This is a genomic window from Streptomyces hyaluromycini (assembly GCF_002217755.1).
In the GTDB taxonomy this organism is placed as follows: Bacteria; Actinomycetota; Actinomycetes; order Streptomycetales; family Streptomycetaceae; genus Streptomyces; species Streptomyces hyaluromycini.
On sequence record NZ_BCFL01000022.1, the window covers coordinates 489,590 to 512,737 of the forward strand.

22 protein-coding genes and 1 pseudogene are annotated in these 23,148 nt (G+C 70.4%); 17 read left to right on the top strand and 6 right to left on the bottom strand.

The genetic code is table 11. The features are described from left to right. Window positions 1-9: 9 nt before the first annotated feature. The 7 genes from SSP29_RS29005 to SSP29_RS29035 all read left to right on the top strand — a co-directional run bounded on the left by SSP29_RS29005 (window position 10) and on the right by SSP29_RS29035 (window position 6,554). Window positions 10-840 (top strand): IclR family transcriptional regulator, encoded by an 831-nt coding sequence (locus SSP29_RS29005; RefSeq protein ID WP_089103747.1) that lies wholly within the window; start codon window positions 10-12, stop codon window positions 838-840. Between the two features lie 144 nt (window positions 841-984). Then, entirely contained in the window at window positions 985-1,785 is an 801-nt protein-coding gene (locus SSP29_RS29010) for a 2-keto-4-pentenoate hydratase (RefSeq protein WP_089103748.1), read from the top strand. Then, a complete protein-coding gene (locus SSP29_RS29015; protein WP_089103749.1) occupies window positions 1,785-2,726 on the top strand; it encodes an acetaldehyde dehydrogenase (acetylating) in 942 nt (313 codons plus the stop codon). Before SSP29_RS29010 ends, SSP29_RS29015 begins: the two co-directional genes overlap by 1 nt. Continuing rightward, a complete protein-coding gene (gene dmpG / locus SSP29_RS29020; protein ID WP_089103750.1) occupies window positions 2,723-3,733 on the top strand; it encodes a 4-hydroxy-2-oxovalerate aldolase in 1,011 nt (336 codons plus the stop codon). Before SSP29_RS29015 ends, dmpG begins: the two co-directional genes overlap by 4 nt. 165 nt (window positions 3,734-3,898) lie before the next feature. Beyond that, a complete protein-coding gene (locus tag SSP29_RS29025) occupies window positions 3,899-4,786 on the top strand; it encodes an alpha/beta fold hydrolase (RefSeq protein WP_089103751.1) in 888 nt (295 codons plus the stop codon). Beyond that, a complete protein-coding gene (locus SSP29_RS29030; RefSeq protein ID WP_089103752.1) occupies window positions 4,776-5,957 on the top strand; it encodes an acyl-CoA dehydrogenase family protein in 1,182 nt (393 codons plus the stop codon). Before SSP29_RS29025 ends, SSP29_RS29030 begins: the two co-directional genes overlap by 11 nt. A 33-nt stretch (window positions 5,958-5,990) precedes the next feature. Then, on the top strand, window positions 5,991-6,554 hold the full coding sequence (locus tag SSP29_RS29035; RefSeq protein WP_089103753.1) for a flavin reductase family protein: 564 nt from the start codon (window positions 5,991-5,993) through the stop codon (window positions 6,552-6,554). An 81-nt stretch (window positions 6,555-6,635) separates the two neighbouring features. Here SSP29_RS29035 and SSP29_RS29040 read toward each other — a convergent pair whose 3' ends face one another. Both SSP29_RS29040 and SSP29_RS29045 read right to left on the bottom strand, forming a co-directional pair. Further along, a complete protein-coding gene (locus SSP29_RS29040) occupies window positions 6,636-6,899 on the bottom strand; it encodes a NifU family protein (RefSeq protein WP_089103754.1) in 264 nt (87 codons plus the stop codon). Between the two features lie 55 nt (window positions 6,900-6,954). After that, a complete protein-coding gene (locus SSP29_RS29045; protein ID WP_218036923.1) occupies window positions 6,955-7,971 on the bottom strand; it encodes an LLM class flavin-dependent oxidoreductase in 1,017 nt (338 codons plus the stop codon). 157 nt (window positions 7,972-8,128) lie between these two features. Between SSP29_RS29045 and SSP29_RS29050 the strand changes: the two genes are divergently transcribed. From SSP29_RS29050 to SSP29_RS29075, 6 genes and pseudogenes are all read left to right on the top strand, one after another. Continuing rightward, a complete protein-coding gene (locus SSP29_RS29050) occupies window positions 8,129-9,988 on the top strand; it encodes a flavin-containing monooxygenase (RefSeq protein ID WP_089103755.1) in 1,860 nt (619 codons plus the stop codon). Then, window positions 9,985-10,830: a mycofactocin-coupled SDR family oxidoreductase gene (locus SSP29_RS29055; RefSeq protein WP_089103756.1), complete on the top strand. Its 846-nt coding sequence runs from the start codon at window positions 9,985-9,987 to the stop codon at window positions 10,828-10,830. Before SSP29_RS29050 ends, SSP29_RS29055 begins: the two co-directional genes overlap by 4 nt. 284 nt (window positions 10,831-11,114) lie before the next feature. After that, the gene (locus SSP29_RS29060) at window positions 11,115-12,719 is read left to right on the top strand and encodes an FAD-dependent oxidoreductase (RefSeq protein WP_089103757.1); all 1,605 of its coding nucleotides are present in this window, start codon (window positions 11,115-11,117) and stop codon (window positions 12,717-12,719) included. A gap of 244 nt (window positions 12,720-12,963) precedes the next feature. Further along, entirely contained in the window at window positions 12,964-14,205 is a 1,242-nt protein-coding gene (locus tag SSP29_RS29065) for a cytochrome P450 (RefSeq protein ID WP_150135109.1), read from the top strand. Window positions 14,206-14,597: 392 nt separating this feature from the next. Next, window positions 14,598-14,723: pseudogene (locus SSP29_RS61290) on the top strand (hypothetical protein); the annotation flags it as partial. A 49-nt stretch (window positions 14,724-14,772) separates the two neighbouring features. After that, the gene (locus SSP29_RS29075) at window positions 14,773-14,994 is read left to right on the top strand and encodes a hypothetical protein (protein ID WP_150135110.1); all 222 of its coding nucleotides are present in this window, start codon (window positions 14,773-14,775) and stop codon (window positions 14,992-14,994) included. Window positions 14,995-15,057: 63 nt separating this feature from the next. Here SSP29_RS29075 and SSP29_RS29080 read toward each other — a convergent pair whose 3' ends face one another. Then, window positions 15,058-16,197: a serine hydrolase domain-containing protein gene (locus tag SSP29_RS29080; RefSeq protein ID WP_089103758.1), complete on the bottom strand. Its 1,140-nt coding sequence runs from the start codon at window positions 16,195-16,197 to the stop codon at window positions 15,058-15,060. Window positions 16,198-16,373: 176 nt separating this feature from the next. On the opposite strand from SSP29_RS29080, the gene SSP29_RS29085 reads away from it, so the two are divergent. Beyond that, window positions 16,374-17,240 (top strand): mycofactocin-coupled SDR family oxidoreductase, encoded by an 867-nt coding sequence (locus SSP29_RS29085; RefSeq protein ID WP_089103759.1) that lies wholly within the window; start codon window positions 16,374-16,376, stop codon window positions 17,238-17,240. Window positions 17,241-17,331: 91 nt separating this feature from the next. Here the strand turns inward: SSP29_RS29085 and SSP29_RS29090 are convergent, their stop codons facing one another. Next, complete coding sequence (locus SSP29_RS29090; RefSeq protein ID WP_089103760.1) at window positions 17,332-18,378, bottom strand: LacI family DNA-binding transcriptional regulator; 1,047 nt, start codon at window positions 18,376-18,378, stop codon at window positions 17,332-17,334. A gap of 109 nt (window positions 18,379-18,487) precedes the next feature. Between SSP29_RS29090 and SSP29_RS29095 the strand changes: the two genes are divergently transcribed. The 3 genes from SSP29_RS29095 (at window position 18,488) to SSP29_RS29105 (ending at window position 21,608) form a co-directional block, all read left to right on the top strand. Beyond that, a complete protein-coding gene (locus tag SSP29_RS29095) occupies window positions 18,488-19,666 on the top strand; it encodes a phytanoyl-CoA dioxygenase family protein (protein WP_089103761.1) in 1,179 nt (392 codons plus the stop codon). Between the two features lie 16 nt (window positions 19,667-19,682). Beyond that, entirely contained in the window at window positions 19,683-20,444 is a 762-nt protein-coding gene (locus SSP29_RS29100; protein WP_089103762.1) for an SDR family oxidoreductase, read from the top strand. A 144-nt stretch (window positions 20,445-20,588) separates the two neighbouring features. Next, window positions 20,589-21,608, top strand: a complete 1,020-nt coding sequence (locus SSP29_RS29105) for a Gfo/Idh/MocA family protein (RefSeq protein WP_089103763.1) — start codon at window positions 20,589-20,591, stop codon at window positions 21,606-21,608. A 56-nt stretch (window positions 21,609-21,664) separates the two neighbouring features. Here SSP29_RS29105 and SSP29_RS29110 read toward each other — a convergent pair whose 3' ends face one another. Both SSP29_RS29110 and SSP29_RS29115 read right to left on the bottom strand, forming a co-directional pair. Continuing rightward, window positions 21,665-22,684, bottom strand: a complete 1,020-nt coding sequence (locus SSP29_RS29110) for a Gfo/Idh/MocA family protein (RefSeq protein ID WP_089103764.1) — start codon at window positions 22,682-22,684, stop codon at window positions 21,665-21,667. A gap of 28 nt (window positions 22,685-22,712) precedes the next feature. Further along, a partial coding sequence (locus tag SSP29_RS29115) for an ATP-binding cassette domain-containing protein (RefSeq protein WP_145968959.1) occupies window positions 22,713-23,148 on the bottom strand: 436 nt, incomplete at its 5' end.

The window sequence follows — 23,148 nt, forward strand, 5'->3', positions numbered from 1 at the left end:
GAGGTCACCGTGTCCGAATCCCCGTCCAGCATGGTCGACAGGGTCGTCATGATCCTGGGTGTCTTCGAGCGGTCCACGGGACCGCTCAACCTGGGGCAGATCAGCGCACGCAGCGGTCTCCCGCGCTCCTCCGTGCACCGGATTCTCCAGCAGCTGGTCAACGCCCGCCTGCTGAGCAGGTACGACAACGAATACCGGCTGGGACTGCGGATGTTCGAGATCGGCAGCCTGGTCGTGCACCGCACCCGGATGAACGAGGCCGCCAGGCCCCTGTTGCAGGAACTGTGCGCGGCCACGGGACACGTGGTGCACCTGGCGGTACTCGACCGGCGGGACGTCGTCTACCTGGACAGGGTCGGCGGGAACTTCGCCAGCACCCTGCCGTCCAGGATCGGGGGCCGTTTCCCGGCCCACTGCACCGCGGTGGGCAAGGCGATCCTCGCCCACTCGCCCAAGGAGGTGGTGGACGAGTACCTCTGGAGCGATCTGGGCCGCCGTACGGAGGCCAGCATCACCACGCCCCGGGCCCTGGAAGCCGTCCTCGCCCGGATCCGCAGCACCGGATACGCCACGGAGACCGGCGAGTCCGTCTCCGGGGTGTCCTGCGTCGCCGCACCCGTTCTCGTCATGAACCAGGCGGTTGCCGGCATCTCGGTGTGCGGCCCGCAGGAGCGCATCCGTGTCGACGAGCTGAAGTTCCATGTGAAGTGGATCGCCGCCGAGATCTCCCGCCGTCTGACCGCCACCTCCACGCCACGGCCGCGCCCGCGCCCGCTGATCACTTCTGTCCCGCTCAGCGGGCACATGGCGTCCGCAGGCGTGGCCGACGCCGGACGATGAGTGCGTGATGGACGAAGCGGTGATGACCGCGAACCCGCGACGACCGGCCCCGGCGTCGGACCCGGCCCCGGCGTCGGACCCGGCCGCGATCCGCCGGCCCCGCACACCGCGGTGCCGGTGGACCGCCGCCCGCGGAGGACCCTCATGACGGCCGGGACGGAAGCCGTGCTCGCGGCGGCCACCCGGCTGGAGCAGGCGAGTGCCACCGGACGGGCCTGCGGGCCGGTCACCGACCTCATCGGCGGGACCGACATCGCGACCGCCTACCGGGTGCAGCAGACCGTCACCGAACGCAGGCTGGCCGCCGGCGCCCGGCTGATCGGGCGGAAGATCGGACTGACCTCCGCGGCGGTGCAGTCGCAGGTGGGCGTCGACCGGCCCGACTTCGGTGTCCTCTTCGCCGACATGCGCTACGCCGACGGCGACGTGGTGCCCTACGGCAGGCTGTTGCAGCCCAAGGCCGAGGCCGAGGTCGCGTTCCTGCTGCGCCGCGATCTCACCGACGCCCAGGACCTGTCCGTGCTGCGGGAGGCCGTGGAAGCGGCCTACCCCGCCGTGGAGATCGTCGACAGCCGTATCGCCGACTGGCAGATCGGCATCACGGACACCGTGGCCGACAACGCCTCGTCCGGGGTCTTCGTGCTGGGGGGCGAAGGACGGTCGCTGGACGCCTTCGAGCCGGTGGACGCGGTCATGACGATGCGGCGCGACGGCGAGACCGTCTCCAGCGGCACCGGGCGCGACTGTCTCGGGGACCCGCTCAACGCACTCGGCTGGCTCGCCGCGACCGCGATCGAGTTCGGTTCGCCGCTGCGCGCGGGGGACCTGGTGCTCTCCGGGGCGCTCGGGCCGATGGTCCCGGTGCTTCCCGGGGACGTCTTCGAGGTGACGATCGAGCCGCTCGGCACCATCACCGCCCGCTTCTCGGAGGAAAAGGGAGAGTGATGACGGACAGGGTGGGAGTCGCGATCATCGGGTCGGGCAACATCGGAACCGACCTGCTGATCAAGATCAAACGCACCTCGAAGAACCTTGAGGCGCTCGCCATGGTGGGTATCGACCCCGAGTCGGACGGACTCGCCCGCGCCGCCCGCCTCGGTGTGGCGACGACGGCGGAGGGGGTCGAGGGCCTGCTCCGCATGCCGGAGTTCGAGCGGGTCCGGATCGTGCTCGACGCGACCAGCGCCGCCGCCCATGTCGCCAACGCGCGGGCACTGGAGGGGTCCGGACGGCGGCTGGTGGACCTGACACCGGCGGCGCTCGGCCCCTTCGTGATCCCTCCGGTCAACCTCGGCGAACACCTCGACGCCCCGAACATCAACATGGTGACGTGCGGCGGTCAGGCCACCATCCCGATCGTGGCCGCCGTGTCCCGGGTGACCGAGGTGCCGTACGCGGAGATCGTCGCGTCCGTCGCCTCGCGCTCCGCGGGTCCGGGCACCCGGGCCAACATCGACGAGTTCACCGAGACCACCGCGCACGCCATCGAGACGGTGGGCGGCGCCCGCCGCGGCAAGGCGATCATCATCCTCAATCCGGCCGAACCGCCGCTGATCATGCGGGACACGGTGTTCTGCCTGGTCGGCCAGGCCGACCACGACGAGATCCGCCGGTCCGTCGAGGCGATGGTGGCCGAGGTCGCCACCTATGTGCCGGGCTACCGCCTGGTGCAGGACGTGCAGTTCACCCCGATCGAGCGGGCCGAGGCCGCGACCCTGCTGCCCCAGGCGGCCGGCCCGGTCGACACCAAGGTGTCGGTGTTCCTGGAGGTCGAGGGAGCCGCGCACTACCTGCCCGCCTACGCGGGCAACCTCGACATCATGACGTCCGCCGCGTTGCGCGTCGCCGAGCGGATCGTCGAGCAGGCGGAGCTGGTGGCCCGATGACCGAGATCTACGTCCAGGACGTGACCCTGCGCGACGGCATGCACGCCATCCGGCACCGCATCGAGCCCGAGCAGGTCGGCCGGATCGTCGCCGCCCTCGACCGGGCCGGAGTGGCGGCCATCGAGGTCAGCCACGGCGACGGCCTGGCCGGCGCCAGCCTCAACTACGGGCCCGGCAGCCACACCGACTGGGAGTGGATCGAGGCCGCCGTCGCCAACGCCCCCCGGGCGATCATCACGACCCTGCTGCTGCCCGGCGTCGGCACCATCACCGAACTCCGCAAGGCCTTCGACCTCGGCGTGCGTTCGGTGCGGGTCGCCACCCACTGCACCGAGGCGGACGTGGCGGCACAGCACATCGCCGAGGCCCGCGAACTCGGCATGGACGTCTCCGGGTTCCTGATGATGAGCCACATGCTCCCGGCGGCCGAACTGGCCCGGCAGGCGAAGCTGATGGAGTCCTACGGCGCGCACTGCGTCTACATCACCGACTCCGCGGGCCGACTCACCTCGGAGGACGTCCGCGACCGGGTCAGGGCCTACCGCGAGGTCCTCGACGACGACACCCAGATCGGCATCCACGCCCACGAGAACCTCTCCCTCGGCGTCGCCAACTCCCTCGCCGCCGTGGAGGAGGGCGCCTACCGCGTCGACGCCTCGCTGGCCGGACAGGGCGCGGCCGCGGGCAACAACCCCATCGAGCCGTTCGTGGCGGTCGCCAACCTCAAGGGCTGGAAGACCGGTTGCGACCTGTTCACCCTGGAGGACGCCGCCGACGATCTCGTACGACCGCTCCAGGACCGTCCCGTCCGGGTGGACCGGGAGACCCTCACCATCGGCTACGCCGGCGTGTACGGCAGTTTCCTGCGCCATGCCGAGAACGCGGCGCGGCTGTACGGGGTCGACACCCGGGAGATCCTCGTCGAGGCGGGGCGCCGCCAACTCGTCGGTGGGCAGGAGGACATGCTCATCGACATCGCACTGACACTCCAGACCCAGAAGTCCTGAGGTCCCCTACGCGGGCCTCCCCGACCCGGTCGGTGTCCAAGACCCCGGGTCGGACCACCACATCGAGCTGTCCTCCGGGTCGTCTCTCCTTCGCCCCGGACTGGGAGGCATTGGAATGGAAACGTCCCGAGCCGCAGTACGAGCAGAAGCGAGGGGTGCCGGACGATGACCGCACTCACCTTCGAGTCGACCAGGGTCACCCACGACGTGGACGGACTCACCATCGCCTGCCACGAGGCGGGTGAGGGCGAGCCGCTGTTCCTGCTGCACGGGTCGGGCCCCGGTGTCAGCGCCTGGTCGAACTTCCGCCACAACCTGCCCGTCTTCGCCGAGCACTTCCGCACGATCGCACCCGACCTCCCGGGGTTCGGCGGCAGCGGCCTGCCGGAACTCACCGAGGTCTACCCGGTGGCCGCCGCGCGCCGGATCGCCGGCCTCATGGACGAACTGGGCATCGAGTCCGCGGTGTTCGTCGGCAATTCCATGGGCGGCGCGGTCGCGGCGGAGCTCGCCGCCCTGTATCCCGAACGGGTTCGCCGACTGGCTCTCATGGGATCGGGCGGACTCTCCGTGGGGCTGTTCGCCGCCGAGCCGAGCGAGGGTTTCGTACGGCTCTTCGAGTTCCTGGACGACCCCACCCGGGAGCGCATGATCGCCTGGGTCAGGACCATGGTCAGCGACCACGGCAGGATCACCGACGAACTCATCGACGAGCGTATGCACAACGCCCTGGAGGAGGGCGTCATCGACAAGACCCGGAAGATCATCGGGTCGATGTTCCATCCCGCCCTGCGGCAGAAGTACACGCCCCTGTGGACCAAGGCGGCGTCCTTCACCACTCCGACCCTGCTGCTGTGGGGGCGCGACGACCGCATGCTCCCCTACGACCAGGCGCACTTCGCCACCCGGTGGCTGCCGGAGGTCGAACTGCACACCTTCGCCCGCTGCGGGCACTGGGTGCAGGTGGAGCGCAAGACCGAGTTCGAACGAGTGGTGCTGGAGTTCCTCACCCGGAAGACATCGGAAGCGGAAGGTGCGGGGCATGGCGCATGAAGTCGTCGAGAGAGTAGAGCAGTACGGTCCCAAGCTGGCGGAACTGGCCGTCGGGAACGAGAAGTTGGGCAAGCTGAGCGACGAGACCGTGAGTCTCCTGCGCTCCGCCGGTGTGCTGCGCCTGCTCCAGCCGGCCAAGTTCGGCGGCTACGCGGCCCACCCCCGCGACTTCGCCGAAGCCGTGATGGCCGTGGCCCGGCACGACGGTGCCGCCGGCTGGGTGTGCGGGGTCGTGGGAGTCCATCCCTGGGAAGTCGCCCAGATGGACCCGCGGGTCGCCCAGGAGATCTGGGGCGAGAACCAGGAGACCTGGATCGCCTCCCCCTACATGCCGAACGGGATCGCCGAGCCGGTGGACGGCGGCTACGTCCTCTCCGGGCGCTGGCCCTTCTCGTCGGGGACCGACCACTGCGACTGGGTGTTCCTCGGCGCGCTCGTCGGGGACGGCAAGGGCCGGCCGGCCTCGCCGCCGAGCGTCCTGCACGTGATCCTGCCCAGGTCGTCGTACGAGATCGTCGACGACACCTGGGACGTCATCGGACTGTCCGGCACCGGCAGCAAGGACGTCGTCGTCGACGGCGCGTTCATCCCCGCCTACCGGACCGTCAACCAGGACGAGGTGTCGGCCGGGGAGGCGGCGGCGGGCAACGGCGTCACCGAAGCCCTCTACCGGCTGCCGTTCACCTCGATGTTCCCGCTCGGGATCACCTCGGCCGTCATCGGCATCTGCGAGGGAGCCCTCGACGTCCACCTGGCCCAGCAGCGCGACCGGGTCGCGGTGACCGGTGTGCAGGTGCGCGACGACCCGTACGTGCTCCACTCGGCGGGCGAGGCCGCCGCGGAGATCGCCGCCTCCCGTGTGCAGCTGATCGACGGGATCAGCCAGGTGTACGAGCAGGTCGCGGCCGGAGAGCCGGTGTCCGTCGAGGAGCGCTCCAGGGTCCGGCGCAACCAGGTGCGCTGCGCCTGGCGGGCGGTGTCGGCCCTCGACGAGATCTTCGCCAGGTCCGGCGGCAACGTCATCCGGCGTGACAACCCGTTGCAGCGCTACTGGCGGGACGCGCATGTCGGCCTGGCCCACATGATCCATGTGCCGGGTGCGGCCTACCACGCCAACTCCCTGGCCCAGATGGGTCTCGAACTGCCTCCGCAGCTGCGGGTGCTGATCTGAGCTCCGGTGCCGTGGGCGAGGAGGAGAGAACACATGCAGAGTGAGAGCGGGACAAACACCTCTTCCCCCGGTCTGCCGGACTCCCGGCACGACAAGGCCCACTTCCGCCAGGTGCTGGGGAACTTCCCCACGAGCGTGGTGGCCATCACGGCGGGGGTGCCCGGAGGGCGGCCCGAGGGGATGATCGTCGGATCGTTCACGTCGGTCTCCCTCGATCCACCCCTGGTGGCTTTCCTGGCAGACCGCTCCTCCGGGACCTTTCCCAAGATCCGGGCGGCCGGCCGCTACTGCGTCAACGCACTGGCGGCCGACCAGGAGGTCCTGTGCCGGACGATGGCGACCAGGGGCGCCGACCGCTTCGACGGCGTCCCCTGGCGGCCCTCGCCGTTGGGAAACCCCGTGCTCGACGGGGTGGTCGCCTGGATCGACTGCGAACTCGCGGAGGTCGTCGAGATCGGCGACCACTGTCTGGCCGTGGGGCGGGTCCACGCCCTGCGCGCCGAGTCGGCCAAGACACCGCTGCTGTTCTTCCGCGGCGGCTACGGCGACTACTTCTCCACCACTTCGCTGGTACTGGACCGGCTCGTCGGCTGGTAGCGGCGGACGCGCGAACGCGGAGCGGCGGCGAGTCCCGGGACTCGCCGCCGCTCCGCCGTGTGGCCGGCTGAGGGAGCGGCCTCAGCCGGCCGGGTCCGGTTCGCGCACGGTGACCTCGGCCAGTTCGATGCCGCGGGTCTGGAGCCCCTCCTCGATGAACGCCTTGAGCGACTCGCCGTCGAGCACGCACGTGGCGCAGGCGTCGTTGTGGCCTCGGGAGTAGTCGACCGTCAGACGGGACTGCTCGGGAGCGAACTCCGCGAGCCGGATGGAACCGCCGTCGGGAGCGACCATCGGTTCCAGCAGTTCGAGCACTTCGTTGACGACGTCCTGGGCTTGCGGCATGGCAGGTCTCCTCTCTCATGGGGTGAGCGTGCCGGGTGTTTGTGGGGCATCCCTCTCAGGACGCTTCGGCGGCGTCGAGTGTGTCCATCAGCGCCAGACTCGACCGTGCGTAGGCCTGCCGGCGGCGCTCGCCGACCATGAACGACGGCGGCGCGAAGTAGGCGACGTCACGGGCGATCGACGCCCGGCGTCGGCGGAGGGCGGCCGCCGCGTCGGCGGTGCTTCCGCAGAGCGCGATGGCGTCGACCATGTCGTCCGTCACGGCCCGCGCCATGTCGTCGAACCGCCCGTCGGCGAACGCCTCCCTGATCTTCTCGACCTGGGAGGTCCAGCCGTGGTGTGCGGCGAACGCGTCGTAGGTGCGTACGGTCAGGTAGAAGGCGATCATCCGGCGTATGTCGGTGACGGCACGCTCGGGATCGGCGTCGTCGATCGCGGTCAGCAGCCAGCCGTGCTCCAGCGGCCGCCGGTCGCGTCCGCTCTCGCGCGCGCCGGTCTCGACGGCCGGACGGACGACGCCGTCCCACCAGTCGTCCGTGAAGAGCCCGTGGCCGATGATCCCGTCGGCCGTGCGGCCGACGGCGGTCGCCATCCCGCGCTGGAACCCGGCCAGCAGGATCGGCACATCGATCCGGCCCAGCACCGGCGCCTTCACCCGCGCGTCGATCCGGTAGAACTCGCCGTCGAAGCCGATGCGTTGACCGTTCTCGGCGTGCAGCCACGTTCGTACGGCCGTCACCAGCTCGGTCATCCGCGCCACCGGGCGGTCCGCGGCCACACCGCACCAGTCGCGGTTGATGGCGAACGCCCCCGAGCCCAGGCCCGCGAAGACGCGTCCGGGTGCCTGCTTCCACAGGTCACGGATCGCCGTCGCGTGGGCGAACGGCGTACGCGAGAACCCGTAGGCGATCGCCGGGCCGACGAGCGCCCTGCGGGTCGACGCGACCATCCTGGCGACCGTGACATAGGCGTCGTGGTCCGCGAACTCGCCGGTGCAGAAGGCCGCGACGCCCGCGGCCTCGGCCTCCGGGCCGACGTCCGCACCGGGCCAGGGCATGCCGAACTCAGTCATGTGCGCCGATCCTCCCGCAAGTGTCGTGCGCTGCTCAGCTGAGCGTATGAATTGTAGCATTGAGTTAGCTGATTCAGGTGTCAAATACCTTCACATCATTTAACTGTTCTTCTAAAATCGCCCCGTTGGTCGGAGGCGTCAGGACGGAGAAACAGGGATGACGCACACCTCGGCCGCGCCCACGGATCTCGATCGGGCGCGCGCCAAGTACCGAGCCGAGCGGGACAAGCGCCTCGATCCCTCGCGCCGGGAGATCCTGGACCTCTCAGAACGCGAGAAGCTGGTGGCGGACCCCTTCACCGATGTCGTGCCGCGCGAGCCGCGGCACGACACGGTCGACGCCATGGTGGTGGGAGGAGGGTTCGGCGGTCTGCTCGCCGCGGCACATCTGCGCAAGGCCGGAGTCGAACGCATCCGCATCGTCGAGAAGGGCGGAGACGTCGGCGGCGTCTGGTACTGGAACCGGTATCCGGGCGCGATGTGCGACGTCGAGTCGTATGTCTATCTGCCGATGCTGGAGGAACTGGACTACATACCCCGGCGCCGCTACTCGTACGGCCCCGAGATCCTCGCCCACGCCCAGCGGTTGGCCAGGCACTTCAAGCTGTACGACCATGCGCTCTTCCACACGTCGGTGACGGGGCTGAAGTGGCGGGAGGAGAGCGCCAGATGGAGCGTGCGCACCGATCGCGGCGACGAGTTCCAGGCGCGGTACGTGGTGGTGGCCCACGGCTCGTTCACCTCGCTCAAGCTGCCGGCCGTCGAAGGCATCGACAGTTTCGAGGGCGAGCTCTTCCACACCTCGCGATGGGACTACGACTACACCGGCGGCGACAGCTCCAGCCCCCTCACCGGACTCGGTGACAAGAGGGTCGGCGTCATCGGCACCGGCGCCACCGCGGTCCAGATCGTGGCCCCGCTCGCCGAATCGGCCCAGCAGCTCTACGTGTTCCAGCGCACCCCCTCCACGGTCGCCGTCCGGGACAACAGGGAGACGGACTACGCGTGGGCGCGTTCCCTGGAGCCGGGCTGGCAGAAGCGGCGCCGGGAGAACTTCACCGCGGTCACCAACGGCGAGCCGATCACCGAGGACCTGGTGGGGGACGGCTGGACCGTCTTCTACCACGCGATGCTCAGCGGCGACGAATACGGCGCCCCGAGTCCCCAGGAGCTCGCGGAGCAGCGTGAGTTGACCGACCTGGAGCACATGGAGCACATCCGGGCCAGGATCGACGAGGCGGTGCGGGATCCGGCGACCGCGGAGGCGCTCAAGCCCTACTACCGCTACCAGTGCAAACGTCCCTGCTTCCACGACGAGTACCTGCCGGCCTTCAACCGGCCGAACGTCGAACTCGTCGACACCCAGGGCGAGGGCGTCCGGCGGATCACCCCGCGGGGAGTCGTGGTCGGCGAGGTCGAGTACCCGCTCGACTGCATCATCCTGGCGACCGGCTTCGACCAGGACTCCGCCTACGTCGACCGGGTGGGATTCGACGTCACCGGCCGCGACGGCCTCACCCTCTCCCGAAAGTGGCAGGACGGCCCGGAGACCCTGCACGGCGTGATGTCGAGCGGCTTCCCCAACTTCTTCCTCCTGCCGCCGAACTACACGCAGGGCACCGCCGCGGTGAACTTCTGCCACACCCTGGACGAGACCGCGCAGCATGTCGCCTTCCTCGTCGCCGAGTTCGAGCGGCGGGGAGTGATCGCGGACGTCACCAGGCAGGGCGAGGAGGCGTACGTCCGGCAGGTGACGGAGGGCTCCGGGCTCGCGCTCCTCGGCGCGGGCGGCTTCCTGAAGGACTGCACGCCAGGCCGCTGGAACAACGAGGGGGATCCCGACGGCCGCCCCCGTAAGAACGTCAACTACCCGGGCACCTCGACGGCGTACTTCACCATGCTGGAGGAATGGCGGCACAGGGGTGAGTTCGAAGAGCTGAGCCTCACGCCCGCGCCGAAGCCGAACCCCGAGATCACCGTTGCGGAGCCCGCCGAGGACGAGAGGAGTGCACGATGACCGGCACCGTTCCCGAGGCACCCGTGCCGAACGCGCCGAACGCGCACCGTTTCCAGGGCAAGGTCGTCTTCATCACCGGGGCGGCCCGTGGGCAGGGACGGGCCGAGGCGGTGCGCTTCGCCGCGGAGGGCGCGGACATCATCGCGCTGGACATCTGCGAGGACCTCCCCACCACGACATACCCGGGGGCGACTCCCGAGGACCTCGCCGAAACCGCCCGGCTCGTCGAGAAGCTCGGTCGGCGCATCCTGACCCACAAGGCCGACGTACGCGACTTCCCCGCCGTACGGGCGGCCCTGGAGGAGAGCGTCCGCGAACTCGGCCGCCTGGACGTCGTGGTGGCCAACGCCGGTATGACGACGTTCGCCCGCACCTGGGAGATCGAGCTGGAGCACTGGAACGCGACGCTCGACATCAACCTCACCGGAGCCTTCCACACCGTGAAGGCCGCCGTCCCGCTGATGATCGAGCAGGGGACCGGCGGCGCGATCGTCTTCACCAGCTCGGTCGCCGGACTGCGCGGGCTGCCGCTGCTCGCCGACTACGTGGCGGCCAAGCACGGTGTCACCGGACTGGCCAAGACCCTGGCGAACGAACTGGGGGACCACCGGATCCGGGTGAACTCCGTGCATCCGCACGGGGTCGACACCAGACTCGTCCCCGGGATCCGCCCGATCCTGGAGAACGACCCGCAACTGAGCGCCTTCTTCCAGGGCGTCCTCCCCGACGGCGTCAGCCAGGCCGAGGACATCGCGGCGGCCGTCGCCTGGATCGCCTCGGACGAGGCACGTCACGTCAGCGGCATCCAACTGCCGGTGGACCTCGGCCGCACCAACCGCTGACTCGACCGCGTCCCGCACATTCCGTTCCGGTCACCGGAATCGCGCCACCTGCGTGCCTGAGGCAGACAACACACTGATGACGCGGTCGCCCGGCCGAGGGCGGGCCCTCTCGCCGGCTCCGGCCGATCGGGAATCCACCGCGCGCGGCATGCGAGCCGCAGAACCGCGCGTGCAGGGCCGGGCGGGCCTACGGGCGCTCGGCCAGGGACGGGCGCCGAAGCTCCAGGACGTCGTCCTCGGCGCAGGTGTGCCGGGCGCGAGCGCCTGAGACGAGGAGGACAGTGATGGCCAGTGGGGAGAGCTACGACGTCGTCGTCGTGGGATCGGGCGGAGGTGGTCTGGTCGGGGCGTATGTCGCGGCGTCGCGAGGGCTGCGCACGCTCGTGATCGAGAAGACGGACCGCGTCGGCGGAACGACCGCCTACTCCGGTGCGGGGCTCTGGTACCCGGGGTCGGCACCTCTGCTGCGGGCCGGCGTCGAGGAAGGAAGCGAGGACGCCAGGACCTATCTGCGCGGTGTGGTCGCGGACGACACCAGGGAGCATCTGCAGGACGCGTATCTGGACGCCGGCCGGAAGCTGATCGACGAGCTTGAGCAGAACTCCTGGTTCCAGTCGTTCGTCTACGGACCTGTGCCCGACTACTTCGCGGGGGTACCGGGCTCCTCGCCCGCGGGGCGGACCATCTTCCCGCCGGACGTAGCCGCAGCGGATCTGGGCGAACGAGCTGAGCTGGTAAGGGACTCGATACCCGTCGAACGCTGGGGGGCGGAGCGTCCCGCGGTGTTCACCGGCGGCCGGGCACTCATCGGCCGGGCCCTGGCGGCCTTCCTGGAGACCGGCAACGGGGAGCTGCGGGTCAACACCCGCCTGGAGAGCCTGCTGTTGGAGGACGGCAGGGTCGTCGGTGTCACGGCGACGAGCGGGGGTGAGCGGACCGCCTTCCGCGCCGAGCGCGGGGTGCTGCTCGCCGCCGGGGGCTTCGAACGCAACGGGGAACTCCGCAAGAAGTACCACGCGGTGCCGCTGGACGGTACGTGGTCGAACGGCTGCCCGGGCAACACCGGCGACGCCCTTCAGGCCGGCATCGCGGTGGGCGCTGCCACCGCCCTTCTCGACGAGGCATGGTTCGTACCGGGTCTCGTCCAGCCGGACGGACTCCCGGTGTTCCACACGGGAACCCGCGGCGGTATCTGGGTCAACGGCGCGGGCGAGCGCTTCGTGAACGAGACCCGCCCCTACGACCAGGCCGGCCACGAACTGGTCCGCCTGCATTCGACCACCGGTGTCTCCCACATCCCCTGCCACTGGGTGTTCGACCAGCGTCAGCTCGACCGCGACAGCATCGGCGGGGACCCCAGTCAGTCGCCGGACCCGGCGTGGCTGGAGTCGGGCGCGCTGAAGAAGGCGGACACCCTGGAGGAGCTGGCGGAGCTGATCGGGGTGCCGTACGAGGCTCTGAACAAGACCGTCGAGGAGTACAACGCCTACTCCGCCACCGGTGTGGACGAGCGCTTCCACCGCGGCGAGACCCCATGGGACCAGATGTACCTGCACATCGTGGGCTTCCCGGCCGGGCCCGTGATGAACTATCCGGCGCCGGCGTCACCGGACCTCGCCCATCCGCTGCTGCCGCCCCTCGACACGGCGCCGTACTACGCCGCGACCATCGTCCTCTCCGACATCGGGACCAAGGGCGGCCTCAAGACGGACGAGAACGCGCGCGTCCTGCGCCCCGACGGCGGCGCCATCGCCGGTCTCTACGCCGCGGGGAACACGGCGGCGGCCATGTCCGGACGGGTGTACCCGGGCGCCGGAACCCCGATCGGCAGCAGCCTCGCCTTCGCCTACCGGGCCGTCCTCGATCTCGCCGGCGAGAAGACGGGCTGAGGCCGGCTTCGGAGCCACGGAACGCAGAGACCGCTGCCTCCTCGCACGGGGTCGCGGCCTCTGCGTTCCGGACATCGCCGATCTCTCGGTGCAGGACAACGGCCTTCGCTCGCGTGGACCGCATTGATTGTACCGACCGGTCGAAGTATGATTCCTTGCGTGCACATCGGAGTGCCGTCGCTGTCGTGACGAACGTGCGGTTCCGCGCCGTCCGGCGACGAGGTCAAGGAAGAGGAGTGCGGACATGGCCGAGAAGGTGACCGATGCCGGCGTGACGGAGGAGACCCCGAAGTTCCCTTCGCCCCGGGCGGCGGAGTGCCCGTTCGCGCCGCCGCCGGGTCTGCGCGCGCTGCACGGCACGGGCAGGTCGGTGCAGAGGGTCGAGACCTGGGACGGCACCACCCCGTGGCTGGCCACGACCCACGCCGCCACGCGGCAACTGCTGGCCGATCCGCGGCTCAGTGCGAACATCGGTGCTTCCGGGTATCCGCACACCACCGCGGGGATGAAGGCGCACGCGAGCCAGATGCAGCCCTCCATCAACAACACCGACGGCCCCGAGCACCAGCGCTGGCGCCGGATGCTGACGAGTTCCTTCACCCGGCACCGGATGGAGAAGCTGCGCCCGGAGATCCAGCAGATCACCGACGACCTCATCGACAAGATGCTCGCGGGCCCGAACCCGACGGACCTGAACGAGGCGCTGTCGCTGCCCCTGCCCTCCCTCATGATCTGCGCGCTGCTCGGTGTCCCCTACGAGGACCACGACTTCTTCCAGCACCACGCCGGGGTCACCAACGCACGGTTCCAGACGCCCGAGGAGGGCGCCGAGACCGCCAGGGTGCTGCGCGCGTACATCTCCGGGCTCATCGAGGCCAAGATGGACGACCCCGGCGAGAACGTCCTCTCCGACCTCGCCGAGCGGGTGAAGGCGGGCGACCTGTCCATGACGGAGGCCGCCCCGCTCGGGCACATCCTGCTCGTCGCCGGCCACGACACCAGCGCGAACATGATCACCCTGGGCACGGCCCTGCTCCTGGAGAACCCCGATCAGCTCGCCGCCCTGCGGGACCACAGCGACGACCCGAAGTTCGTGGCCAACGCCGTCGAGGAACTGCTGCGGTATCTGACCATCCCGCACCTGCTCGCCCGGCGTGCGGTCGCCGAGGACATCGAGATCGACGGCGAGGTCATCCGCGCGGGAGAGGGCGTCATCGCGTCCCTGGCGGCGGCCAACTGGGACCCGGAGGCGTTCCCGGAGCCCGAGAAGCTCGATCTCGTACGCAAGGCCGCCCATCACATGGCGTTCAGCTGGGGTCCGCACCAGTGCATCGGCCAGCAGCTGGCCCGCATCGAACTCCACGTGGTCTTCAGCACGTTGTTCCGCCGGATCCCGACGCTGCGGATGGCGGCCGACCTGTCGGAACTGAAGTTCAAGGAGGACTCGCAGGCCTACGGCATCTACGAGCTGCCCGTCGCCTGGTAGCACGCGCCCGCCTGTGAAGCGGGACGCGACGAGCCCTGACGCGAGCGGTGCTCCGTGAGGGGACCGGTCCGCCACGGCGACCGACCCCACCACGTGAGCGCTGCTCGCGTTCGGTGTTTCCCGCTTCCGGACCCGCCGCAGGCTGTCCCAGCCGCCCCAGAACGTGACAGCCGCTCCTTGTCGCCCGGCCACCGGGAGGACCGATTGTCGGGGTGGGATCACGACCATAGCGTCGCGTCAAAAAGCCGACCCCACGGGGAGCGACGATGACGCTACGCCAATCCCGCACGGCGAACACGCCCAGCCAGGACGGACAGGGCTGGACACCGCGGCTCGTCGTGTCGACGATCGCCATGGTGATGGTGGTGGAACTGGTCGCGCTGAGCTACACCATGACGTCGACGGCGCTCCCCTCGGTCACCCGGCACTTCCGTACCGACCAAGGCGGTTGGCTCCTCACCTGTTACATGCTCACCGGCGCGGTCGTCAGCCCGCTCCTCGGCAAGCTGGCCGACCTGCACGGCAAACGCCGGGTGCTGCTCGCCGGCCTGACCGTGGCCACAGCCGGTGCGGCCGTCTCCGCGGTCGCGCCTGGGCGTCAACTGTTTCGACGGCCGGTGCGACGAGGATCCGGAGGACATCCGTGCCGCACTCGATCTCTCTCCCGACGTACCACTCGTGCTGTGCGACGCCCGGGACAAGGAGTCGGTGAAAGAAGTGCTGCTCGCCCTGCTCGAACACGTCATGCGCGGGCTGGCGGCCGAGGTGACGGGCCGCCAGCCGGTGTGACGCCCGGAGGCCACTGCGTACCCAGGTCGCAGCGGACCTGGGGAGCCGGCGCCGGAGCCCTCGTCAGCCCCGTTCCGCGGCGATGGCGTGCACAGCGTCCGCCACGGCGCCGAAGGGGGCGACGGGCTGGGGTCCGAAGAACATGCGGTTGTGCAGGACGGCCACGGAGAGGCCCAGTTCGGGCTCGGTCCAGGCGATCGTGCCGCCCGCGCCGGTGTGGGACAGCACTCCCTCGGTCAGGGCCCCGCCAGGGCTCTCGTCGCTCACGCCGGGGGCGATGTGCCACAGGCCGCCGTGCCCGACCGGCATGCCGAAGCCGTAGGTGTGGTCGATGCCCGCCGGGCGGGGCCTGCGGCAGCGACGCAGGGTGTCGGCCGTGAAGAACTGCTCTCCGTCCTGCCGCCGGGCCGCGGCGTAGGCGTCGAAGAGCCGCACCGTGGCCCGGGCCGTGGCGATGCCGCCCGCGGAGGGCAGCCCCGCCCGCTGGACCTGGGGCAGGTTGAACATGGAGGGACCGAACGGCAGGTGTGCCGGTGACGCCTCTTCCAGCAGCCCGTCAGGGCTCGTGGTGGGGGCGCTGTCGCCCACCAGGGTCGCGACGCGATGCCGCTGGTCGTCGGGCAGTCCGAGGAAGAAGTCGTCCATGCCGAGGGGGAGCAGCACCTCCTGGCGGACGATGTCCGGGAAGGGGCGCCGCTGCGGGTCGACGCGCCGCACGGCTTCTCCCAGCACCCAGCCGAAGGCGAACGGACTGTAGGCGTTCCGGGTGCCGGGCTCGGCGACCGGTGACTGCTCCGCGACCCTGGCGGCCATGGTGTCCCAGTCGCACAGCTCCTCGAGCGTGGTGTCGGCCCCGATGGCGGGCGCACCGGACCGGTGGCTGAGCACATGGTCGAAGGTGATGCCTCCCTTGCCGTGCGCCGCGTACTCGGGCCAGACGTCTGCCACCGGACGGTCCGGATCGAGGAGGCCGCGCTGTGCGTAGACGTGGATCACGGACGCGGTGACGGCCTTGGTCACCGAGAAGACCGGGAACAGGGTGTCGCCGTCGACGGGCCGCCCGGTCCCGGTCTCACCGGCCCAGGCGTCCACGATGAGCTCGCCGTCGAGGAGGGCCGCGATCTGCACGCCCTTCTCGCCCGCGTCGAGGGCCTGGTCCAAAGCCTTGCCGATCCTCGGGTCGGCGTTGTCCGCCACCTGCATACCGCATCCCGCCTCTGTCCGTGACGTGGGCCAAGGCCCCTGGGACTGCGCTCAGTTGTCAATGTAAGAGTATATATAGTTGACTGATGTGGCGCTATCGTCGTCGCTTGTACAGGACGGGGCCGACTGCCTACCAGCACGGCCCCGGTCCGTCGCGCACACGAGGGAGGACCGACATGGCCGGGCGGGTAGAGGGCAAGGTTGCGTTCATCACCGGCGCCGCGCGTGGGCAGGGCCGCAGCCACGCACTGCGGCTGGCCGAGGAAGGCGCCGACATCATCGCGATCGACATCTGCGAGGACATCGACTCCGCGCACTATCCCCTTTCCACGGAAAAGGACCTGGCGGAGACCGCTCACCTCGTCGAAGGAGTCGGCCGCCGGATCGTCACCCGCCGGGTCGACGTCCGCGACCGTTCCCGGCTCGTCTCCGCCGTCGGCGACGCGGTCGCCGAACTCGGCCGACTCGACATCGTGGTGGCGAACGCGGGGATCGCCCCGGTGGGCCTGGACGTGCCCCCGCAGGGCTTCCTGGACGCGGTCTCCGTGAATCTCGTCGGCGTCGTCAACACGGTCGAGGCCGCCTATCCGTACCTGGGCTCCGGGGCGTCCGTGATCTGCATCGGTTCGTCCGCGGGCCTGATGGTCGGGAGCGTCGACAGCCCGGAGAGCGGTCCCGGCGGTTCCGGTTACTCCCATGCCAAACGCGGCGTGGCCCGCTTCGTGCACGACCTGGCGCTGCAACTGGCACCGCGGCTGATCCGGGTCAACGCCGTCCACCCCACCAACTGCGACACGGACATGCTCCAGAGCGGACCCATGTACCGGATCTTCCGCCCCGACCTGGACGACCCGCGCCGGGAGGACGCCGAGGAGTCGTTCCGCACCACGCAGCCCATGCCGATCCCGTACGTGGACCCGTCCGACATCAGCAATGCGGTGCTGTTCCTCTCCTCGGACGAGTCGCGGTACGTGACCGGCCTCCAGATGAAGGTCGACGCGGGCGCCATCCTGAGGCGCAGCACGTCCGGAGCGCCGGCCTGACGCAGCCGTCGAGCGGTGCGTGCGGTGCGTGCGGTCCGGAACCGCTGCCATGGCCGGCGCAGCGCGCCGACGGTGCGCGCGTGCGACGGGTTCAGTCCACGACCGGCAGGGCCGGGATCCCGGGCGGCATGTTGAACGGGGTGACCACCTGTGTCGCCGAGGGCAGGGCGGGGCCGTCCTCGGGGAGTGCCTTGTGGGCCCGCATGATGATCTGGCAGGCGCGGCGCATGTCCTGGCGCAGGTCGTGGTGGAGGACCGCGGACAGGCGGCGCTCGCGCAGCAGGCGGGTGTTGTCGTGGTCGAGGTCGTGGGCGACGAAGACCGCGCAGTCCCGCCCGAGCGCGTCGAAGGCCTCAAGGGTGGCTTGATTGCCTCCGCCCACGGAGTACACGGCCACGATGTCCTCGTCATGCTTGAGGGCGTCGAGCACCAGCTCGTACTGGGTGGCGTCCAGGCCGTCGCTGTCCGTGACCTCCACCAGCGATCGTCGGGGGGCTGCGATCCGCATCGCGCTGCGGAAGCCCATCTCGCGCTCCTCCTCGCCGCGGAAGGAGCCCCGGCTGACGGTGGTGAGCACGTTGCCCGGCCGGTCGCCGAGCCACTGTTCGAGCAGGTAGGCGGCGGTGGCGCCGGCCGCACGGTTGTCGATGCCGACGTAGGCGAGGCGGGCGCTGTGCGGGAGGTCGGTCACCAGGGTGACGACGGGTATGCCGGCCGCGACCAGCCGCCCGACGGCGGCTCCCACCTCCGGAACGTCCGGAGCCTTGAGGATCACGCCCTGCGAACCCCGCTTGGCGATCTTGTCCAGGGTGCCGATCAACTCGGCCGGCGGGCAGGTCTCGCGGAAGTGGAAGCGGGAGCGCACGACGGCCGGGTGCAGGGAGGGCAGTTCGGCCTCCAGCGCCTCGCGTACGGCGGTGGAGAACCGCTGCGGTGTCTGCATCACGATGTCGATCATGAATGTACGGCCGCCGATGCGGACCTGGGCCTGCTGGCGGTCCAGGTCCTTGATGGCTTCCTGCACCTCTCTCACGGTGCTTTCCCGCACATTGCCCCGCTGATTGAGTACGCGGTCGACCGTGGCCGTGCTCAGTCCTGCCTGACGGGCGATTTCCCTGATCGGGTAGGGGTGCCTCATGAGTGATCCCAAGAACTTCTGATGGACTTTTGATGTATTGCCAAGCATTGAATGATGGCTTCTGGTTCTCAAGACTGGCAGAAATACACGGACTGCGAAAGGACCCCAGATGTCTCCCACCGCCGCGGGAGCGCGGACTTGGCTGACCGAGGCCGACTGCGATCTCGACGCGTTCCGCTCGCTCGTCGAGCAGGAGACGGACGCCGCCGACCACCCTTCGGCGGAGCGTGTCGAGCAGAACGTGCCCCTCTACGACAGCGACCGGCTCCGCGCCCTCACGGCCACCGCCGACGGCCGCCGCGAGGTCCAGGACGAGCTGGTGCGGGCGCTGCTCGACGGACCCGGCATCGTCGTCCTCAAGGGCGCGTTCGCCGCCCCGGACGTCGTCGACCGGGCCACCGACGCCTTCACCGCGCTGATCGAGGAGGAGCGCGCGAGCGATACCGCCCGCGGCGACCACTTCGCCAGGCCCGGCGCCAACGACCGCGTCTGGAACGCCCTGGACAAGATGGCCGTACGGGCGCCCGAGGTGTTCGCCGACTACTACGCGAACGACATGTTCGCGCTGATCGCCGAGGCCTGGCTGGGCCCCGCCTACCAGGTCACCTCGCAGGTCAACGTCGTCAACCCGGGCGGGGCCGCACAGAGCGTGCACCGCGACTACCACCTCGGCTTCCTCTCCCAGGAGCGCGCCGCCGCCTACCCGGCGCACGTCCACCGCCTGTCACCCGTCCTCACCCTCCAGGGCGCCGTCGCGCACTGCGACATGCCCGTCGAGTCCGGCCCCACGCTCTACCTCCCGCACTCGCAGAAGTACGAGCCCGGCTACCTCGCCTGGCGACTGCCCGAGTTCGTCGAGTACTTCGACTCCCACCACGTCCAGCTCCCCCTGGACAAGGGCGACGCGGCCTTCTTCAACCCCGCGCTCTTCCACGCCGCCGGGCACAACCGCTCCACCGGCATCCGCCGCATGGCCAACCTGCTCCAGATCTCCTCCGCCTTCGGCCGCGCGATGGAGACGGTGGACCGCGAGGCGATGGCGAACGCCCTCTTCCCGGTGCTGCTGCGCCGCAAGGCCGAGGGGGTCTCGGAGGACTGGCTGCGCCGCGTGGTCGCCGCCACCGCCGAGGGCTACCCCTTCCCCACCAACCTGGACCTCGACCCGCCGGTCGACGGTCTCGCCCCGCCCTCCCAGGCGGACACCCTCTGGCAGGCCGTGGCCGAGGACTGGACCCCCGACCGGCTGGGGCACGAACTGCAGGCCGGCGCCAAGCGCCGGCACGGCTGAAAGGGACACCCGACTCATGGCACTTCTTCAGGACAAGGTCGTCCTGGTCAACGGTGGCAGCCAGGGCGTCGGCGCCGGTATCGTGCGGGCGGCCGTCCGGGAGGGCGCGCTGGTCGTCTTCACCGGCCGCCGGGTTGAGGCGGGCGAGAAGCTCGCCGCCGACACGGGGGCCCGCTTCGTACAAGCGGACCTCGCCGACCCGGCGCAGGCACGCGACTCCGTCGTACGCACCCTGGACGCGCACGGCCGTATCGACTGCCTGGTCAACGCGGCCGGGCTGACGTCGCGCGGCTCGCTGCTCGACACCACGCCGGAGTTGTTCGACCAGCACATGGCGATCAATCTGCGGGCGCCGTTCTTCTCGATGCAGGCGGCGGTGGCCGACATGAAGGCCCGTGAGGCGCCCGGCACCATCGTCAACATCATCTCCAACTGCGCCCACGGCGGGCCGCCGTTCCTGGCGCCGTACTCCGCGGCCAAGGCCGGACTGGCCGGGCTGACCCGCAACGCGGCCCACGCCCACCGCTGGGACAGGATCCGCATCAACGGCCTCAACATCGGCTGGACGGACACCGAGGGCGAGGACGCGACCCAGCGTGCCTTCCACGACGCGGGCGACGACTGGCGGGAGAAGGCCGCCGCGGCCCAGCCGATGGGCAAGCTCGGCCAGGTCGACGAGATCGCCGACTTCGTCGTCTTCCTGCTGTCCGACCGCAGCGGGGTGGTGACCGGCTCGGTCATCGACTGGGACCAGATCGTCTTCGGCGGCCAGGACTGAGCCGCTCTCTTGAGCTGACGGAAAGAAGAGCCGCATGCGTACAGGAATGATGGGACGGGCCCGGATCGGAGCCTTCCCCGCGGAGACCCGCACCCTCTCGCTGCACGGGCTCCGGTCCGTGCGGCTCGACGAGGTGGGGAAGGCATGACGGACGGACCACTGCGGATCGGGATCCTCGGCGCCGCGCGGATAGCCGAACTCTCGATCGTCGGGCCCGCTCGCGCGGGCGGCCACCGCCTGGTCGCGGTGGCCGCCCGCGACCGGGGCCGAGCCGAGACCTTCGCCGCCGCGCACGGCGTGGAGCGAGTCGCGGGCTCGTACGCCGAGCTCATAGCGGACCCGGAGGTCGAAGTCGTCTACAACCCGCTGGCCAACGGCGTGCACGCGCCGTGGAACCTGGTCGCGCTCCAGGCCGGCAAGCACGTGCTCACCGAGAAGCCGTCGGCGAGCAACGCGGGGGAGGCGGCCGAGGTCGGCGAGGCCGCGGCCAAGGCCGGCACCGTGTTCATGGAGGGCTTCCACTACCTCTTCCACCCGGTCACCCGACGCCTGCACGAGCTGCTGGACAGCGGGGAGCTGGGCGACCTCCGGCACGTCGAGGCCGTGGTCGCCATGCCGGCGCCGCCCGACAGCGACGTGCGCTGGTCACTGCCGCTGGCCGGCGGCGCGCTGATGGACCTCGGGTGCTACAGCCTGCACGCGCTGCGGATGCTCGCGCCCTGGGCCGGCGGTGCGCCCCGGCTGGTCGCCGCGCGCGGGGGCGAGCGGGCGGGGGCCGCAGGGGTCGACGAGTGGCTGTACGCCGATCTGGAGTTCCCGGGCGGGGTCACCGGCACCGCCAACTGCCATATGGCGTACGACACGTGGCAGATGAGCTGCCGTGTGGTGGGCTCCCGCGGCGAGGCCACGGCGGTGAACTTCGTCCAACCCCACCTGGACGACCGGGTGGTGGTGCGCACGGCCGTCGGCGAGCGCACCGAGGAACTCGGCCGCAGGTCGTCGTACACCTTCCAACTGGAGGCCTTCGCGGCCCACCTGCGGCACGGTGCACCGTTGGCCCTCGACGCGGAGGACGCGCTCACCACCATGCGCCTCATCGACGAGTGCTACCGGGCGGCCGGCTTCCCGGCCCGGCCGCGCACGGTGCTTCCCGCCACTGGCTGAGAGTACGGAGCGGGGGCGGTACCGGTCCGGTACCGCCCCCGCTCTTCGCGTGCCGCCTACCGGTAGAAGGCGGGCCGCTCGATCAGCTCGACCTCGACGCGTCGGCCCTCCCGCTGCGACAGCACACCCGCCTCGCACACGGCCGCGGCCGCGTAGCCGTCCCACACAGTGGGGCCCGTTGTCTCCCCGCGCCGGGTGGCGTCCGCCCAGGCCTGGACCTCGCGGTCGTAGGCATCCGCGAAACGCTCCAGGTAGTCCGGGGTGACACAGCCGCCCCAACGGCCCGCGGAGGTGAGCCGCGGGCCCTGCTCGCCGTCGATGCGTACGACGCCCCGCTCGCAGACCGCCTCGGCCTGCACCTGGTAGCCGTAGCCGCAGTGGCCGAAGATCTCGACGTCGACGAGGGCACCCGACTCGGTTTCGAAGAGGACGAGCTGCGGGTCGTTCATACTGGCCGGGGCGTACGACGTCGCGGCCGGCTTGTGCACGGTGACCGCGGTGATCTCCTGGTCCAGGAGCCAGCGGGTCACGTCCGTCTCGTGCACCACCGAGTCGTTGATGAGCATCTCCTCGGTGAACCCCGCCGGCATGGCCGGGTTGCGATGCCGTTGGTGCAGCATCAGCGTCCTGCCCAGATCCCCCCGGGCGAGGAGTCGCCTGAGCTCCATGTACTCGGCGTCGTACCGCCGCATGAAGCCCACCTGGACGCGCCGGTGCCCGAGCCGCTGTTCCGCCTCCAGGACACGCAGGGCGGAGGCCGCGTCGGGGGTGAGCGGCTTCTCGCACAGCACCGGCAGGTCACGGCCGAGGGCTTCGAGCAGGGCCGCCTCGTGGGCGGGCCCGGGGGAGGCGAGGAGCACGGCGTCCACGTCCTGCGCCGCCATGGCGGCCGCGGGTTCGGTGTACGCCGTGCAGCCCTCGATCCCGTCCGCGAGCGTCCTGGCACGCTCCGCCTCGATGTCCACGACGGCGGTCACGCGAGCCCCGCTGACGACCTGGTGGATTCGGCGCACATGGTCTGCGCCCATCTTCCCGGTGCCGACGACGGCTATACCAAGGGCTTGCTGGGATGTCATGTTCTGCTGTCTCCGCTGCTGTGGGAAGTCAGGTCGTGTGCGGTGCGCCGCCGACCTGGAGGCTCTCCTCTTCGGGGAGTTCCTCGGTGTCGACTCCGCGGACCTGGGAGAGTTCGTGTTTGAGGGCGGCGAGTTCGGCGCCGCCGGCCATGTGGTTGGTGAGCTCTTCGAGGGTGATGTCGGCGCGTTCGGCGGAGAGTTCGAGGGTGCCCAGGCGCAGGACGCTGAAGTGGTCGCCGACCATGTAGGCGTGGTGGGGGTTGTGGGTGATGAAGATGACGCCGAGGCCGCGTTCGCGGGCGGCGGCGATGTACTTCAGCACGACGCCGGACTGTTTGACGCCGAGGGCGGCGGTGGGCTCGTCGAGGATGAGGACGCGGGCGCCGAAGTAGACGGCGCGGGCGATGGCCACGCACTGGCGCTGGCCGCCGGAGAGGGTGCCGATGGGCTGGTCGAGGTCGTCC